Origin of the sequence: uncultured Phascolarctobacterium sp. (assembly GCF_958349595.1) — a bacterium.
Classification (GTDB): Bacteria; Bacillota; Negativicutes; order Acidaminococcales; family Acidaminococcaceae; genus Phascolarctobacterium.
In genome coordinates this window covers 103,745-119,765 of record NZ_CATWDQ010000005.1, presented here as the reverse complement: position 1 = coordinate 119,765, position 16,021 = coordinate 103,745, and the positions used below count along the sequence as shown (strand labels likewise).

Genomic DNA, 16,021 nt, shown 5'->3' with positions numbered 1-16,021 from the left:
ATGTGTTAAGTGTATAATTTTATTTTTGGCCAGGCACTTTAAGCACAGCGCCTGTAGCAGCGGAAGAAACCAGCGCTGCGTAACGGGCCAGGTAACCGCTGGTTACTTTGGGGGGCGGGCAGATCCAGGCTGCACGTCGTTTGGCCAGTTCTTCGTCCGATACTTTGACGTTTAAAGTACGGTTGGGGATATCTATTTCGATAATATCGCCGTTTTGTATGAGGGCGATATTGCCGCCTTCGCGAGCTTCCGGTGAGATATGACCGATGCAGGCTCCGCGCGTGGCTCCTGAAAAACGGCCGTCAGTAAGAAGTGCCACGTCTTTATCGAGACCCATGCCAGCCAGCACCGAAGTGGGATTGAGCATTTCACGCATACCGGGGCCGCCTTTTGGTCCCTCATAACGGATAACGACGACGTCGCCTTTTTCTATTTGCTTGCCGCAGATCGCTGCAATGGCATCATCTTCAGAATCGTAGACTTTGGCAGGTCCGGAGTGGACAAGCATTTCTTCAGCAACTGCGCTTTCTTTAACTACACTGCAGTCCGGTGCGATATTGCCTTTGAGTACAGCGATGCCGCCTGTTTTACGATAAGGATTTTCAACGCTGTGAATAACATCAGGACGGGTAATAACAGCGTTGGCAAAATTTTCACCTATAGTCAGTCCAGTAACTGATTTGGCGTCTTTATGCAGCAAATCAAGTTTGCTGAGCTCGTGCATTACTGCGTTGATGCCGCCTGCTTCATTAAGGTCGATAATGTGATGACTGCCGCCGGGGCTGAGTTTAGTCAGATAAGGAGTGTTTTTGCTGATTTTGTCGAAAAGCTCCAAAGGTAATTCCAGACCGGCTTCGTGGGCAATAGCAGGCAAATGCAAAGCAGTGTTGGAAGAACCGCCAATTGCCATATCGACAGTTATTGCATTCTCAAAAGCAGCCATAGTCATAATTTCGCGGGGACACAGGTTTTGAGCAACCAGATCCATGATTTTAGCTCCAGCACGTTTGGCAAGAGCGATACGTGCTCCCTGATAAGCAGCTGGAATTGTGCCGTTGCCAGGTAAGCCCATACCAAGCACTTCGGTCAGACAATTCATAGTGTTGGCAGTGAACAAACCGGAACAGCTGCCGCAGCCGGGGCAGGCGGCGTGTTCGATGACGCTGAGCTCAGCTTTGTCGATCTTGCCTGCTTCAAAACGTCCTGCTGCTTCAAAAACAGTAGAAACGCTGATATCGGTTCCATTAAGGCGGCCGGGAAGCATTGGGCCACCGCTGACAACGATTGCGGGAATATTGAGACGCGCTGCGGCCATCAGCATGCCCGGCACGATTTTATCACAGTTAGGAATAAGCACAAGGCCGTCAAATGCATGACCGTTTGCTACGGCTTCAATGCTGTCGGCTACCAGCTCACGGCTGGCAAGAGGATATTTCATGCCGTTATGGCCCATGGCAATGCCGTCGCAGATGCCGATGGCAGGAAACTCGATAGGCGTACCGCCAACCGCTAAAATACCATGTTTGACAGCTTTGGCGATCTGGTCGAGGTGCATATGGCCTGGGATTATTTCGTTTTGGGCGTTAACTACGCCGATAAGCGGTTTTTTTAAATCTTCTTCAGTGTAACCCATCGCATAAAATAAAGAGCGGTGAGCTGCCCGGGTAGAACCGAGCTTTACTTCTTCACTACGCATGATTTGATAACCTCTTTCCCTTAAATGTATCTTTTATCTGTCTATCTATCCACGTATATGGATATTAAAAAAATTTTACGGTATTTTACGAAAAATGTCAATTTAACAGATAATTGTGTAAGCTATTATTTCACTGTTTTTTTACACTATAAGGAACTTTTTAGGTAGCCAAGTAACAGAAGAGTATTATATAATATAAAGGTAATAGATTTGCATAATAAAATTTAAGTTAAGAGGTGTGATATATGAAAACAAAGATTACGGAGCTTTTAGGAATCAAGTATCCTGTTATCCAGGGTGGTATGGCCTGGACTTCAGATGCTAATCTGGCAGCTGCTGTATCCAATGCAGGCGGCGCAGGCATCATTGCTACTGGAGGACGGACTGTAGAATGGACTCGCGATGAGATTCGAAAAGCCAAAGATTTGACAGCTAAGCCTTTCGGTGTCAATATCATGCTGATGGCTCCTAATATTGCGGAAATTATTGATGTTGTTTGTGAAGAAAAAGTTGCTTTTGTGACTTTAGGCGCAGGTAATCCCGTTCCTCATATCGAAAAATTCCATTCCGCAGGTATTAAAGTAATTCCTGTGGTTCCCAGCGTTAAATTAGCAAAACGTGTTGAAGAAGCAGGTGTCGACGCAATGGTCATCGAGGGTATGGAAGGCGGCGGACATATTGGTCAGCAGACAACTATGGCTTTGATGACGAATGTATTGCCTTTGATCAAAAAGGTACCTGTTTTGGTGGCAGGCGGTATTTCGGATGGGCGTGGAATTGCGGCAGCGCTCTTGATGGGGGCTGACGGTGTGCAGATGGGATCGCGTTTTATTTTGACGGATGAATGTCCTACTCATCCCAAAGCTAAAGAAGCAATTATTAAGGCTACTGACACCGATTCTGCCGTAACTGGTTTTTCGCGCAATAATGCTGTACGTTGTCTGAAAAATGAGTTTACCAAAGAATATTTGGAAAAAGAATGCAGCGGTGCTCCACAGCAGGAGTTAAATGATTTTGCAACAGGAACAAACCGTTTGGGCGCTGTGGAAGGCGATATAGTTCATGGTGCGGTTTTAGTAGGGCAAAGCCTGAATGTTTTAAATGATATTCTGCCATGTGCTGAAGTGATGGAAAGACTGATAGCTGAAGCAAGAGCGACTTTAGCTAATGCAAAGAATATTGTGCTGTAAGTATGGCAATTAGTTGAAGAACGCAGCCGGGGATAACTTCGGCTGCGTTTTGTGTATCTGTAATATATAGATACGAAAATGATTTGAATAAATAAGGGCTCTATAGTATAATATTATGGTAAAAATATCTTGCAATTTTGTAAGGTTTAAAGATTTAGGGGGAATTAGACAATGTCCGGACATTCAAAATGGGCAAACATCAAACACAAAAAGGGTAAGGCTGACGCAGCACGCGGTCAGATTACTACTAAAATCGGCCGTGAGATCACGATCGCGGTCAGAATGGGTGGCCCTGACCCTACCGGCAATATGAAATTGAAACTGGCTTTATCAAAAGCTAAAGCTAATAATGTTCCTAAAGATAATATCCAGCGCGCGATCCAAAAAGGTCAGGGTGCTGCGGATGCTTCCAATTATGAAGAAATTACTTATGAAGGTTACGGTCCTGCAGGTGTTGCCGTGATGGTAAGCACTTTGACTGATAACCGTAACCGTACTGCAGCTGATGTACGCCATGTATTTTCTAAATATGGCGGTAATATGGGTGAGACCGGTTGTGTGAACTGGATGTTTAAACGTAAGGGCGTTTTCAGTATCGACAGCGAGTCCGGTTATACAGAAGATGATTTGATGCTGGTAGCGTTAGATGCAGGCGCGGAGGATGTCAAAGCTGAGGAAGAAGGTTTTGAGATAGTTACAGCCCCTGAGGATTTTGATGCTGTTGAAAAAGCTCTTGCTGATAATAATATTGAAGTCATGATGTCTGAGATCGCAATGATTCCTGATACAATGGCAGAGCTGTCTGACGAAGACGTTGTTAAAGTCAGGAAAATGCTTGAGGCATTGGAAGACCTGGATGATGTGCAGGACGTTTATACAAACGCTGACCTGCCCGAAGAAGACGAAGAATAAATTGTGTGACAGGCAGGCTTACCAAGGCCTGCCTGCTTTCTATCATAATCAGGAGGGAGTACGAAGAGATGCTGGCAATTGGAATTGATCCTGGTACTGCTATCTGCGGCTTTGGCCTGGTGGAAATGGTAGGGAATAAACTGACTCCGATTCATTATGGAGCTGTGTTCACGGATAAGGATATGCTGCCTGAGCTGCGGTTGAAAAAGATCTACGATGAACTGAATGTTTTGTTGGATGAATATCGTCCAGATGTGATGAGCGTCGAACAATTGTTTTTTAACCGTAATGTAACGACGGCGATAAGCGTTGGTCAGGCTCGCGGCGTTGCGCTTTTAACAGCAGCTAACCGCGGCATACCGATCACGGAATTTACCCCGATGCAGATCAAGCAGGCGGTTGTAGGTTACGGCGGCGCCAATAAAGAGCAGGTAACTTTTATGGTGCAGCGTCTTTTAAATATTCGTACTAAACCTAAACCGGACGATGTCGCTGATGCTTTGGCAGTTGCGATCTGCGGGCTGCATACGGCGGCTACAAGAAGATGGCAGGAGTTGAAATAAATGATTGGATCAATTAAAGGAAAGGTGGCCTATCTGGCAAATGAATATTGTTTGTTGGAAACTAACAGCGGTGTTGGCTACAGGGTCTTTATGCCTGCGGCTCATTTGGGACAACTTGCTGTAGGAACAGACGCTAAAGTGCACACTTATATGGCTGTGCGCGAGGATGCTATTTTGCTGTTTGGTTTTCTGAATCAGGAATATTATAATTTGTTTTTATTGCTCTTGGGTGTCAGCGGTGTCGGCCCCAAAGTTGCTTTAGGAATTTTGTCGGCGGTAAAGCCTGATGACTTTTATCTGGCGGTGCAAAGCCGTGACCTGAAAGTTTTAACAAAACTGCCCGGCATTGGTAAAAAGACGGCTGAGCGTCTGCTTTTGGAATTAAAAGATAAAGTAGGCAGCATTGGCGGCGATGACGTCGGCAGCTTTGCTGATGCTGCTTTGAGCGGCGGCAGTGCCGCTGTTGATGAAGCTATTGAAGCATTATGTGCTTTAGGATATTCTAATTCGGAGATTATGCCCGCTTTAAAACAGATTCCGAATTATACCGAACTGACCAGTGAGGCAATCATCAAGCAGGCACTTAAAGTGTTTGCCGGGAGGAAATAATGCAGCCGGAAGAAAGAATTATTACCGGACAGGAGCAGGATGCTGATGTATGGCAATATAGCCTGCGGCCTCGCCGTCTGGCCGAATATATCGGGCAGAACCAGGTAAAACAGAATATGGAAGTATTTATCAAGGCTGCCGCCGACCGTAAAGAGGCATTGGATCATGTGCTTTTATTTGGGCCGCCTGGCCTTGGTAAAACGACTTTAGCAAATATTATCGCTAATGAATTGAATGTTAATATTCGTGTCACCTCTGGACCAGCCATTGAGCGGCAGGGAGATCTGGCGGCAATTTTGACTAATTTGGGTGATAATGACGTGCTTTTTATTGATGAGATCCACCGCTTATCCAAAACTGTGGAAGAGATTCTTTATTCTGCTATGGAGGATTATGCGCTGGATATTATTATCGGTAAAGGGCCAAGCGCGCGCAGTGTACGCCTGGATTTACCAAAGTTTACTCTTATTGGTGCGACAACGCGTTTGGGGGCTATTGCGGCACCTTTGCGTGACCGCTTTGGTGTGCAGTGCCGGCTGGAGTTTTATAAACCGGATGAATTACAATTTATTATTACACGCGCTGCCGAGATTTTAGGTGTAGAGATTGCAGCAGACGGGGCAGAGGAGATTGCGCGCCGCAGTCGTGGTACGCCGCGTGTAGCGAACCGCTTACTGAAACGTGTGCGCGATTTTGCGCAGGTGTCAGGTGCCGCGGTGATTACGGGACAAATGGCGGATGAAGCTTTGGCACGTTTAGAGGTTGACCGTTATGGCTTGGACCGCAATGATCGCCGCATTTTGCAAACGATCGTTAAAACTTTCGGCGGCGGACCTGTTGGTATCGAGACTATTGCGGCGGCAGTAAGTGAAGAAACAGATACGATCGAGGATGTGATCGAGCCATATCTGATGCAGTTGGGATTGCTGCAGCGTACTCCACGTGGACGGATCGCCACACGTGAAACGTATCGGTATCTGGGTGTTCCGTTTCCGGAAAAGGGATGAGGTTATGAAGTTATTATTACATGCCTGCTGCGGCCCATGCGCATGCTATCCTGCAGAAAAGCTGCTGGCTGACGGTAAGGCTTTTGATGTTTTGTATTTTAATCCTAATATCCATCCTTATAAAGAATTCAAACGGCGGTTAAATGCTTTACGTGAGTTATGTGAGAAAAAGCGTTATAAGCTGATCGTAGATAAAAGTTATCCTTTAGAGGATTGTGTGCAGGGGATGCTGGCTGAACCGACAATACGCTGTGCCTACTGTTACAGAGTGAGAATGCGTTATGTGGCCAGCTATGCCAAAGAAAACGGTTATGATGCGTTCTCGACTACTTTATTGGTCAGTCCGTATCAGAAGCATGAACTGATCATACAAATGGCAGAGGAAGCTGCAAAGGAATTTGATATTTCCTTTTACTATGAAGATTTTCGCGCAGGCTATCAGCGTGGTGTAGATATTAGCTTGGAGCTTGAACTGTACCGCCAGCCGTACTGTGGCTGCGTATTTAGTGAACGTGACCGTTATGAGAAGAAACCTAAGGTTAAATCAGGTTGATTTTTTTAAGAAGGGAGCATCCTCATGAAAAAAATGCTGCTGCTTGTCACATTGCTGTTGTGCCTGAACTGTGGTATAGTAATGGCTGCGGTGCCGGATATTGCCGTTGCTGTTGTGCATAGTCAGTTTGCAGCTGAGATTAGCTGTGAGGATGAACTGATGGTAAGTGTGCCAGCTACAGGTGAAGTAAGTGTTTTGAAGCCTGACCGCTATTTTGTCAATGCTGAGGGCGGTACTGTTAATTTGGGAGCCCAGAAGTTTGGTGCTAAAAGCTTACTTTTTACAGTTAAAGAAGATAGTAAGCCCATTGAAGTGAATAAAAAAGCCTATCGAGGCAGTTTTGAAATACGTATTGCAGCTGACGGTAAGACTTTAGATGTGGTAAATATACTGCCTTTAGAGCAGTATTTATATAGTGTCGCAGGCGAAGAGATACCTGTGATTTTCCCTGACGAAGCTATCAAAGCTCAGGTTGTCGCGTCAAGATCACTGGCTTATAACAGGCTGGGAAATCGCAGCCGTTTAGGTTATGACTTAAAGGCCAGTGAAGAAGGTCAGGACTATTATGGACTGGCGGCTGAGAAACCAGCTATCAATAAACTGGTTGATGCTACTGCGGGAATGATAGTTACCTATAATGGCCGGCCAATTGAGGCTGTCTATCATCAAAGCGGCGGCGGTCAGACTGAGAACAGCAGCGATGTTTGGGGACGCTATGTGCCGTACCTGCGCAGCGTAAAGGATTATGACTGGGATGCGCCTATGTATAACTGGGAGAAAGCATTGCCGGCCAGCGAGATCGAACGACGGCTGGCGACTCATGGACATGCGGTCGGGAAGCTTGAAAGCATACGTTTATCACCACTGGAAGGCGGCAGTAAGATGTTTGGTAATGACCGCACTGCCAGTGGACGTGCACAGGAAATGCTGTTCAGCGGCAGTGATGGAACAGTTCTTTTGACAGGAACGCAGGTACAGGAATTGCTGGGCCTTAACAGTACTTTTTTTGAGGTACAGGTCAGCCGTCCGGTTCCAAATTCGATCGAGATACCGATTGAAAATCCCTATGGCATCGAAATTGGGAGAAAGGAAGTCCCGATAAAAGTAAGTGAGCGAGGCGTCAGCTTTAAAGATATTTTAAAGGATCTGCATTTTGTCAGTGGCGAAAAAGGTGAGATGATAACTTTTAAAGGCCGCGGGCAGGGATCCGGACTGGGCCTTTCACAATGGGGAGCGCGTGGTATGGCTAATAGTGCTCCACCGCGGAGCAGGGACTATTATAAAGAAATTTTGACTCATTATTATACAAATACCAGAGTTGAAAAATTTTACTGAAACCGGAGATTATGATGCAGGTAAAAGATTTTACTTATGAACTGCCGCAGGAATTAATCGCACAGCATCCGCTGGAACCGCGCGATCACTCAAGACTGCTGGTTGTCGATAAAAATACGGGAATTACAGAGCACAGGCATTTTTATGATTTATGTGCATATCTGCGGCCTGATGATTTACTGGTCTTTAATGATACCCGCGTAATTCCGGCACGTTTGCATGGCGAGAAGGATACAGGAGCACGGGTCGAGGTATTTTTACTGACTCGTTTGAACAGTACTGATTGGGAAGTTTTAGTTAAACCAGGACGTAAATTGAGGGTCGGCGCTAAAATAAAGTTCAGTGAAGAATTAGCCTGTGAGATTATTGCTGATACGGATTTTGGGGGCAGGGTAGCGCGTTTTTGCTATACTGGTGTGTTTGAGGAAATTTTAGACCGTTTGGGCGAAACGCCGCTGCCGCCGTATATTACTGCGCCTCTGGAAGATAAGGAACGTTATCAGACCGTTTATTCACGGGAGAATGGCAGTGCTGCAGCGCCAACTGCCGGTCTGCATTTTACCAAAGAACTTTTGCAAAAGATCAGGGATATGGGCTGTGAAGAGGTTTTTGTCACCTTACATGTCGGTCTTGGGACTTTTCGCCCTGTCAGTGTCGAAGATATCAAAGATCATGTCATGCACAGAGAGTTTTATTCTGTTTCGCCAGAAGCTGCTGCTGCTATCAATAAGGCTAAAGCAGAAGGTCGCCGCATCGTTGCTGTGGGAACGACGGCGGTCCGCACTTTAGAAGCAGCAGGTGAAAGCGGCCTGATTAAAGCTGGCGGCAACTGGACGAATATCTTTATTTATCCGGGGTATCGCTTTCGTCTGGTAGATGCTCTGGTTACTAATTTCCATTTGCCGCAGAGCACGCTTTTGATGCTGGTATCGGCTTTGTCAACGCGGGAAATCATGCTGGCTACTTATGATGAAGCTGTACGTGAACGTTACCGTTTCTTTTCTTTCGGCGACGCTATGTTCATTACTGATCTGAATAAATAATTTTAGGAGAACTTATGCACGCAGTTACATATGAATTGATAAAAGAGTGCAGCCGGAGCGGCGCACGTTTAGGAAAATTGCATACGCCGCACGGGACCTTTGACACGCCGATGTTTATGCCTGTAGGAACACAGGCTACAGTAAAAACATTGTCACCGGAAGAATTATATGCAATGGGCAGTCAGGTTATTCTGTCCAATACTTACCATCTGTTTTTACGTCCGGGGCACGAGTTGGTCAGGAAAGCCGGCGGACTGCATAATTTTATGCGCTATAACCGTGGTATGCTGACAGACAGCGGTGGGTTTCAGGTTTTCAGTTTAGGCGCCATGCGGAAAATTAAAGAGGAAGGTGTAACTTTCAGGTCGCATATTGACGGCTCCAAAAAATTCCTCTCGCCGGAGATAGCTACGGAAGTACAAGAAGCATTGGGCGCTGATATTGCAATGGCGTTTGATGAATGTATACCATATCCTGCTGATTTTGATTATGCAAAACAGTCGACGCTGAGGACTACCCGCTGGGCTAAGCGCTGTCTGGATACGCATACGCGTGAAGATCAGTCGATGTTTGGCATCGTTCAGGGCGGAATGTATCCTGAACTGCGTAAAATGAGTGCTGAACAGCTGACCGAAATGGATTTTGCAGGTTATGGCATCGGCGGGTTGAGTGTAGGGGAGCCCAAGCCGCTGATGTATGAAATTTTAAGTCAGACGACTGAGTATATGCCCAAGAATAAAGCCCGCTATCTGATGGGAGTTGGAACGCCTGACTGCATAGTAGAAGCTGTAAATCTGGGTGTGGACATGTTTGATTGTGTGTTTCCGACCAGAGTAGCGCGCAACGGCACAGCAATGATACCTGAGGGCAGACTGGTTGTGAGAAATGCAATATATGCAGAGGATTTTCGTCCTATTGACGAGCGCTGCAGCTGTTATACCTGCCGTAATTTTTCGCGGGCCTATATCAGGCATTTGTTTAAAGCAGAAGAGCTGTTTGCTTTAAGACTGCTTACGATCCACAATCTGCATTTCCTGCTTGAATTTACACGTCAGATTCGAGAAGCTATTGCCAATGATACATTTCCGGAACTGCGCGAAAGATTTTTAGAAAATTATCAGGGGTAAAACAGGATTTTTACTTTTTATGGCGAATATAACCCCAGATAGGGGAGAATTATGAAGGAGGTGTTCCCATGCAAGGTGGAGATACTATGGCGATGATCAATGCGATCTGGCCGTTTATCTTAATGGGCGGTATCTTTTATTTTATGCTGTATCGTCCGCAGAAACAGGAACAGCAAAAACGGCAGAGAATGCTTGATTCTTTGAAAAAAGGCGATAAAGTAGTAACTGTCGGCGGTATGTTCGGTGTGATTACTGCTATCAGTGAAAAAAAGGTTACCTTGAAGCTGGCTGAAGATGTGGAAGTTGATTTTGCACGTTCCGCTATCAGTGCTTTTCAAGACCCCGTTAAGCAGGAAATGGCAGAAAAATAATGAAGAAACAACAATTGCGCAAGGAGTTAAAATCTTTGCGCAATAAGCTTTCTAGGGATCAGGTAGCCAGCTGGAGCAGCAAAATATGTAAACATATCTTGAGCTCTCCGCAATATCATCAGGCTGATGTTATTTTTGGTTATCTGGCCTTTGGCAATGAACCGAATATCGACAGCGTTTTAGAACAGGCTCTGCTCGCAGATAAAACTGTGTGCGTGCCGCGGATAATTTCCGAAACAGAGATATGTGCCGTACGTTTTGACGGCTTTGAGCATTTATTACTTGATCGTTACGGGATCCGCAGTGTTTCCGGTACGGACAGTGTGATAGATCCGCAGCAAATCGCTTTGGCATTAGTACCTGGGGTTGGTTTTGCTAAAAATGGCAATCGTATAGGTATGGGCGCAGGTTATTATGACCGCTTCTTGGCACAGGTCAACAAAGCTGTGCTGATGGGTGTGACATATGATGTCCTGTTATGCCAGGAAATACCGGTCGACAGCTATGATAAATCAGTGCAGTATTTAGTTACAGAAACAAACGTTGCTCATTGCGGGTAACTTGTTTATAAAAGTTTTGATGAACTTACTAAAGGGGGCAGCTAATTTTGAGATGGAATGAATTAGGCAAATTCCTGATTATCTCTTTGGCGATAATCGGGGGTTTCTGTGTTTATATTTCGCCTTTGTCAAATTCCATTAAACAGGGTCTCGATTTGCAGGGCGGTACACATGTTGTGCTGCAGGCTGTTGACACGCCTGAGTTAAAGGTGGATGACGATGCGGTTAATCGTTCGGTAAAAATCATCGAGCGCCGCGTTAATGAGCTGGGGTTGACTGAACCGGTCATCCAGCGTCAGGGGAAAGACCGCATTATTGTTGAGCTTCCGGGTGTTAAAGATCCAGATAAAGCGATTGCGATGCTGGGACGCACAGCACTTTTGGAGTTTAAAGACGTCAGTGGGAAAACTGTTCTGACAGGTAAAGATCTGAAAGATGCTAAAGCGCAGATTTCTCAGGGCAATCAATCTGTTGTCGGACTGGAATTCAGTGATGAAGGCGGTAAAAAATTTGCCGATCTTACTGCCCGCAACATAGGTAAACCTATTGCTATTGTATTAGATGGTGAAGTGCTTACCAATCCTGTTGTTCAGGAAGCAATTACGGGCGGCAGGGCTCAGATTTCAGGATCGAGAACGATGGAAGAAGCCGAACATCTGGCTATTTTGCTGCGCAGCGGTTCGTTGCCTGTAAAAATTGAGGTTATGGAAAACCGTACTGTGGGACCGACGTTAGGTCAGGATTCTAAAGAAAAAAGTATCAAGGCTTTTGGGATTGGCGTTATTGGCGTTTTTGTATTTATGATTCTTTTTTACCGTTTGTCCGGTGTGGTCGCCTGCATTGCATTATTGCTTTATGTGATGATGCTGCTTTTAGTGATGCGATACCTGAATGCTACGCTGACTTTGCCTGGTATAGCTGGTATTATCCTGTCTATTGGCATGGCAGTAGATGCTAATGTTTTGATTTTTGAACGTTTTAAAGAAGAGATTCGTAATGGCAAGACATTGCGTTCAGCAATGGATGCCGGTTTTAACCGTGCGTTCATAACTATTTTCGACTCTAACGTAACTACTTTAATGGCTGCTGTCATTTTGTTTTATCTGGGTACAGGTCCCATTAAAGGTTTTGCCGTAACATTGGCTATCGGTGTTGTTCTGAGTATGTTCTCGGCTATTGCCATTACAAAATTCCTGCTGCGCTTTCTGATTGCCAGCAATTTCACCAAAAACCCCGCCTTCTTTGGCGTTTCTGCTCCGAAGGAGGTGAATAAATAATGTTTTCGATTGTAAAGAATTATAAAATTTTCTTTTCTATCACCATTATTTTTTTGTTGATCGGTTTGGGATCTATTATTACCCGTGGTTTTAATCTTGGTATCGATTTTACCGGCGGCAGTATTGTTGACCTGACTTTTGAAAACCCGGTCAGTGTAGCTCAGGTCCGTGATGTACTGAAAGAACATGATATGGGCAACAGCATCATCCAGCTGGAAAACAGTGATGGCAAAACTGAAGCCAACAGTGTTTTGATCCGTACTGGTGTTGTAGGAGATGCTGAATTACGGGCTACGATGAGTGATTTGCAGAGTAAGCTTGGCAGCTATCAGATCCAGCGTGTTGAGCAGGTCGGCGCTACAATCGGTTCAGAACTGGTACAGCAGGCGGCTATAGCAATCTTCCTTTCCTGGATTTTGATGATCGCTTATATTACTTTCCGGTTTGAGTTTAAATTTGCAATAGCGGCAATTATTGCGCTTATTATCGATGTTTTGGTAGTGTTGAGTTATTTCTCGTTGTTCCATATGGAAATGGATTCTTCATTTGTAGCTGCTCTGCTGACCGTAGTAGGTTATTCAGTTAATGGTACGATCGTTATTTTTGACCGTATTCGTGAGAATCTTAAAATACATCGCCGCAGTGAAAGTTTGGGCGATATGGTCGATAACAGTATTTGGCAGTGTATGACAAGAACTATCTATACTGTAGCAACATCATTGTTTGCTATAATATCGATCTTCCTTTTTGGCGGCGAGACTATCCATAATTTCTCTTTTGCTATGATGGTAGGATTTGCCAGCGGTGCTTACACTTCTATCTTCCTGGCTGGTCCGATGTGGTTATTCTTAAAAAATAAAAAATTTGGTGTTTGATGCAGTAAATGAGCCCCCTGTGCTACGCACAGGGGGCTTTGTGTGTTTTTATAAAAAAACAGTATTATTACACTAACAATTTGAGATATATATTTTGCTAATAAAAACCTCCCTGACAGCATTTGTCAGGGAGGTTGAGGTTGCATTAGTTACTACTTAAATAATGCGGCATAACCGTTGATAAAGATTACAAGAACGATCAGCGGTAAAATATAGGTAACATAAAAGCGCATCCATTTGGGGAACTTTAAACCGTTGCCAGTGTCGGCTTCTTTGATAAAGTTGTTCCAACCCCAGCCGTAACGCTGCGTACAAAAGAGCAGATAGACGAGACTGCCAAGCGGCAGCAGATTGTTGCTGATAAAAAAGTCCTCCAAGTCAAGAATACAACTTCCGGGACCTAACGGCTGAATGTGGCTCAAGACATTGAAACCAAGCACGCAGGGCATGGAAAGCAGAATTATCAATACAATATTGATATAAATTGTTTTGCTGCGGCTCCATCCCGTAAGATCACGAATACAGGCAGTGATGTTTTCGAAGACTGCAATAACGGTAGAATAAGAAGCAAAGATCATAAAGAGAAAAAATAATGCTCCCCAGAACTGCCCCCAAGGCATTGCATTAAAGACGTTGGGGAGAGTTACGAAAAGAAGATTCGGTCCACTGTCTGGCTTGACGCCAAAACTGAAGCAGGCCGGAAAAATGATCAAACCGGAAATAAGAGCGACAGCTGTATCTAAAATAGTGATAAAAACAGCTTCGCCTGTCAGTGAACGTTCTTTGGCAATGTAGCTGCCGAAGATCGCCAGGGCGCCAATACCAAGGCTGAGGGTGAAAAAAGCCTGACCCATAGCTGCAAAAATAACTTCGGAAATGCCTTTATCGAAAGCTTTGCTGAAATCCGGATAGAGGTAATATTTGAGACCGGCTTCAGCCCCAGGCAAAAACATGGAGTTTGCTGCTAACGCAAGCATAAGCATAAGCAGGCACAGCATCATTGTTTTGGTGATTTTTTCGACACCTGCTTGTAAGCCCAAAAGGCATACGCCAAAGCAGATTATTACTGTCAGAACCATATTAAACGTCATGGTGAGCGGATCACCGAGCAGTCCGCCAAAAAGGGCTCCTACGCCTTTGGCGTCAAGACCTGCAAAAGAGCCAACAGCCATTTTATAAAAATAATACAGCATCCAGCCTGCGACTGTTGTGTAAAACATCATCAGGATATAGTTGCCAGCAATAGCTCCGTATTTGTAAAGGTGCCATTTTGTACCTTTGGGCTCCAAAACATCAAAAGAAAGAGCAGCGCTGCGGCAACTGGCACGTCCTACTGAAAATTCTGCTACCATGATAGGCAGGCCAAGAATAAGCAGAAAAAACAGATAGATAAGCACAAAAGAAGCGCCGCCATACATACCGGTAATAAAGGGAAAACGCCATACATTACCAAGACCGATGGCAAAGCCGGCAGAAATAAGAATAAAGCCAAGTCGGGATGAAAAATTTTCGCGTTCCATAGTATAAGAGTCCTTTCATATTGCGTCAGCAACATAAGATAAAATAATAATTATAGTAAGAACAATTATACAAAAAAATCAGATTTTTGTAAATTGTTTGTGAACTTAGCGCAACACTAATATGAAAAAGCACCCTGACCAGTCAAGATGCTTAAATTTAAAAAGTGTTGGGTTTAGGCCGTTTACCAGTTAAAAGTAAGGCCAGATGTGGAAATTTACTTCCAAGTTTAGTAAGGAGAATACTTGAGAATACTGACAGTGCTACCAGAAGAAAATATATGGCCAGGATTCGTTTGCTGGTCATAACGATACCGCCGGCATGGCAGAGCCTGTTGATAATATCCATCCAGAAGGGATGAATAAGATAAACAATAAGTGAATTTACCGATAAAAGGTGAATGAATTGTCTGCAAGGGTTATTAAGGTTTGTTTTGCTAAAGACAGCACAGAAAAAGAGCAGAGAAGCTATTGTATAAAGAAATCCCTGCAGGCTTAGTTGCTGAAAGGTGTTTACCAGGATGATAAGGCTGTAATTATAATAAAAATAATAATAGTAATAACTGCCGCCGATAAAAAAGAGTGTAAAAATGTAGAAAATATTGACTGCTGTGAAATGGCTGGTAATAAATTTTATAAATTTATTATAATAGATTGCGGCTAAGCCACCCAGCATAAAAATAAATAAATAGTGCAGGGGCAGGTAGTTTAAACGATAGTTAAATAAATTTTGTAAAAGCAACGGCAATTCAGTGCTGTTGATATTGGGATGGCAGGTCCAGTAGTTGAAGGTGATTTGCAGAAAGAACAGCAGTGCAAAGCCAAGTTTAAGACCGCCGCGCTGGAAGAAGGCAAATAATTTGTGCCATAAGGGGAAGGTAAAATAAAACCACAGCAGTATGACCATAAAATATAAGTGGTAACAGGACAGGCCATAAAAAAGCAGAAAAGCAATATTCCCTGGCTGCCAGCTGATACAGCCGGGCATCACAGCAGAAAAATAAAGCAGATAAAGCAGTGACCAGACTACATAAGGAATACCAACACTTTGCAGTCGTTTTTTTAAAAAAGGCAGGTATGCTACATGGCTTTCAGGTCGGTACTGGCAAAATAAACCATAACCTGAGATAAAAAAGAAAGCTGGTACGCTATAGCGTGAAAGTATTTCCAGCAGCATGTATAAGAAGCTGTTTGGCTGTGGTGATTCTAAGACAAAAGAACCGACGTGGATCCCGATGACTCCAAGCATGCAGATACCGCGCAGGTCATCGATTATTTGATTGCGTTCCGGCATAAGCGACTCCTTGTAAAAGTTTATTTACTGATTTATCTATTATACTCTAAGCCTGCGGCTATGGCAAAGAAAACTATAAGCAGGAAGCAGGC

General features: G+C 44.5%; 16 protein-coding genes. 13 read left to right on the top strand and 3 right to left on the bottom strand.

Going from position 1 to position 16,021, the window contains the following annotated elements:
• Nucleotides 1–19: 19 nt before the first annotated feature.
• A complete protein-coding gene (gene ilvD, locus Q4G98_RS06000) occupies nt 20–1,696 on the bottom strand; it encodes a dihydroxy-acid dehydratase (protein ID WP_298565130.1) in 1,677 nt (558 codons plus the stop codon).
• Between the two features lie 245 nt (nt 1,697–1,941).
• Between ilvD and Q4G98_RS05995 the strand changes: the two genes are divergently transcribed.
• The 13 genes from Q4G98_RS05995 (at nt 1,942) to secF (ending at nt 13,118) form a co-directional block, all read left to right on the top strand.
• A complete protein-coding gene (locus Q4G98_RS05995; protein ID WP_298565128.1) occupies nt 1,942–2,886 on the top strand; it encodes a nitronate monooxygenase in 945 nt (314 codons plus the stop codon).
• 171 nt (nt 2,887–3,057) lie between these two features.
• A complete protein-coding gene (locus tag Q4G98_RS05990) occupies nt 3,058–3,798 on the top strand; it encodes a YebC/PmpR family DNA-binding transcriptional regulator (protein WP_177562035.1) in 741 nt (246 codons plus the stop codon).
• A 68-nt stretch (nt 3,799–3,866) separates the two neighbouring features.
• Nucleotides 3,867–4,361 carry a crossover junction endodeoxyribonuclease RuvC gene (gene ruvC, locus Q4G98_RS05985; protein ID WP_177562038.1) on the top strand — a complete coding sequence of 165 codons (495 nt, stop codon included), beginning with the start codon at nt 3,867–3,869 and terminating at the stop codon, nt 4,359–4,361.
• Nucleotides 4,362–4,970 carry a Holliday junction branch migration protein RuvA gene (gene ruvA, locus Q4G98_RS05980; protein ID WP_293661021.1) on the top strand — a complete coding sequence of 203 codons (609 nt, stop codon included), beginning with the start codon at nt 4,362–4,364 and terminating at the stop codon, nt 4,968–4,970.
• Nucleotides 4,970–5,977, top strand: a complete 1,008-nt coding sequence (gene ruvB, locus Q4G98_RS05975) for a Holliday junction branch migration DNA helicase RuvB (protein ID WP_293548014.1) — start codon at nt 4,970–4,972, stop codon at nt 5,975–5,977. Before ruvA ends, ruvB begins: the two co-directional genes overlap by 1 nt.
• A gap of 4 nt (nt 5,978–5,981) precedes the next feature.
• Nucleotides 5,982–6,530 carry an epoxyqueuosine reductase QueH gene (locus Q4G98_RS05970; protein ID WP_293661024.1) on the top strand — a complete coding sequence of 183 codons (549 nt, stop codon included), beginning with the start codon at nt 5,982–5,984 and terminating at the stop codon, nt 6,528–6,530.
• Nucleotides 6,531–6,554: 24 nt separating this feature from the next.
• Nucleotides 6,555–7,865 (top strand): SpoIID/LytB domain-containing protein, encoded by a 1,311-nt coding sequence (locus Q4G98_RS05965; RefSeq protein WP_298565120.1) that lies wholly within the window; start codon nt 6,555–6,557, stop codon nt 7,863–7,865.
• Nucleotides 7,866–7,879: 14 nt separating this feature from the next.
• On the top strand, nt 7,880–8,908 hold the full coding sequence (gene queA, locus Q4G98_RS05960; protein ID WP_366917011.1) for a tRNA preQ1(34) S-adenosylmethionine ribosyltransferase-isomerase QueA: 1,029 nt from the start codon (nt 7,880–7,882) through the stop codon (nt 8,906–8,908).
• A 14-nt stretch (nt 8,909–8,922) separates the two neighbouring features.
• Nucleotides 8,923–10,035 (top strand): tRNA guanosine(34) transglycosylase Tgt, encoded by a 1,113-nt coding sequence (gene tgt, locus Q4G98_RS05955; protein ID WP_293548024.1) that lies wholly within the window; start codon nt 8,923–8,925, stop codon nt 10,033–10,035.
• Nucleotides 10,036–10,103: 68 nt separating this feature from the next.
• A complete protein-coding gene (gene yajC, locus Q4G98_RS05950; protein ID WP_155163524.1) occupies nt 10,104–10,406 on the top strand; it encodes a preprotein translocase subunit YajC in 303 nt (100 codons plus the stop codon).
• A complete protein-coding gene (locus Q4G98_RS05945; protein WP_293548034.1) occupies nt 10,406–10,966 on the top strand; it encodes a 5-formyltetrahydrofolate cyclo-ligase in 561 nt (186 codons plus the stop codon). Before yajC ends, Q4G98_RS05945 begins: the two co-directional genes overlap by 1 nt.
• 47 nt (nt 10,967–11,013) lie before the next feature.
• Nucleotides 11,014–12,243, top strand: coding sequence for a protein translocase subunit SecD (gene secD / locus Q4G98_RS05940; RefSeq protein ID WP_298565110.1), 1,230 nt, complete (start codon nt 11,014–11,016; stop codon nt 12,241–12,243).
• The gene (gene secF, locus Q4G98_RS05935; RefSeq protein WP_177562054.1) at nt 12,243–13,118 is read left to right on the top strand and encodes a protein translocase subunit SecF; all 876 of its coding nucleotides are present in this window, start codon (nt 12,243–12,245) and stop codon (nt 13,116–13,118) included. The genes secD and secF overlap by 1 nt, the downstream gene beginning before the upstream one ends.
• Before the next feature lie 152 nt (nt 13,119–13,270).
• Here secF and Q4G98_RS05930 read toward each other — a convergent pair whose 3' ends face one another.
• A complete protein-coding gene (locus Q4G98_RS05930; protein ID WP_301961891.1) occupies nt 13,271–14,638 on the bottom strand; it encodes a sodium-dependent transporter in 1,368 nt (455 codons plus the stop codon).
• A gap of 157 nt (nt 14,639–14,795) precedes the next feature.
• A complete protein-coding gene (locus Q4G98_RS05925) occupies nt 14,796–15,929 on the bottom strand; it encodes an acyltransferase (RefSeq protein ID WP_177562058.1) in 1,134 nt (377 codons plus the stop codon).
• Nucleotides 15,930–16,021: the final 92 nt, after the last annotated feature.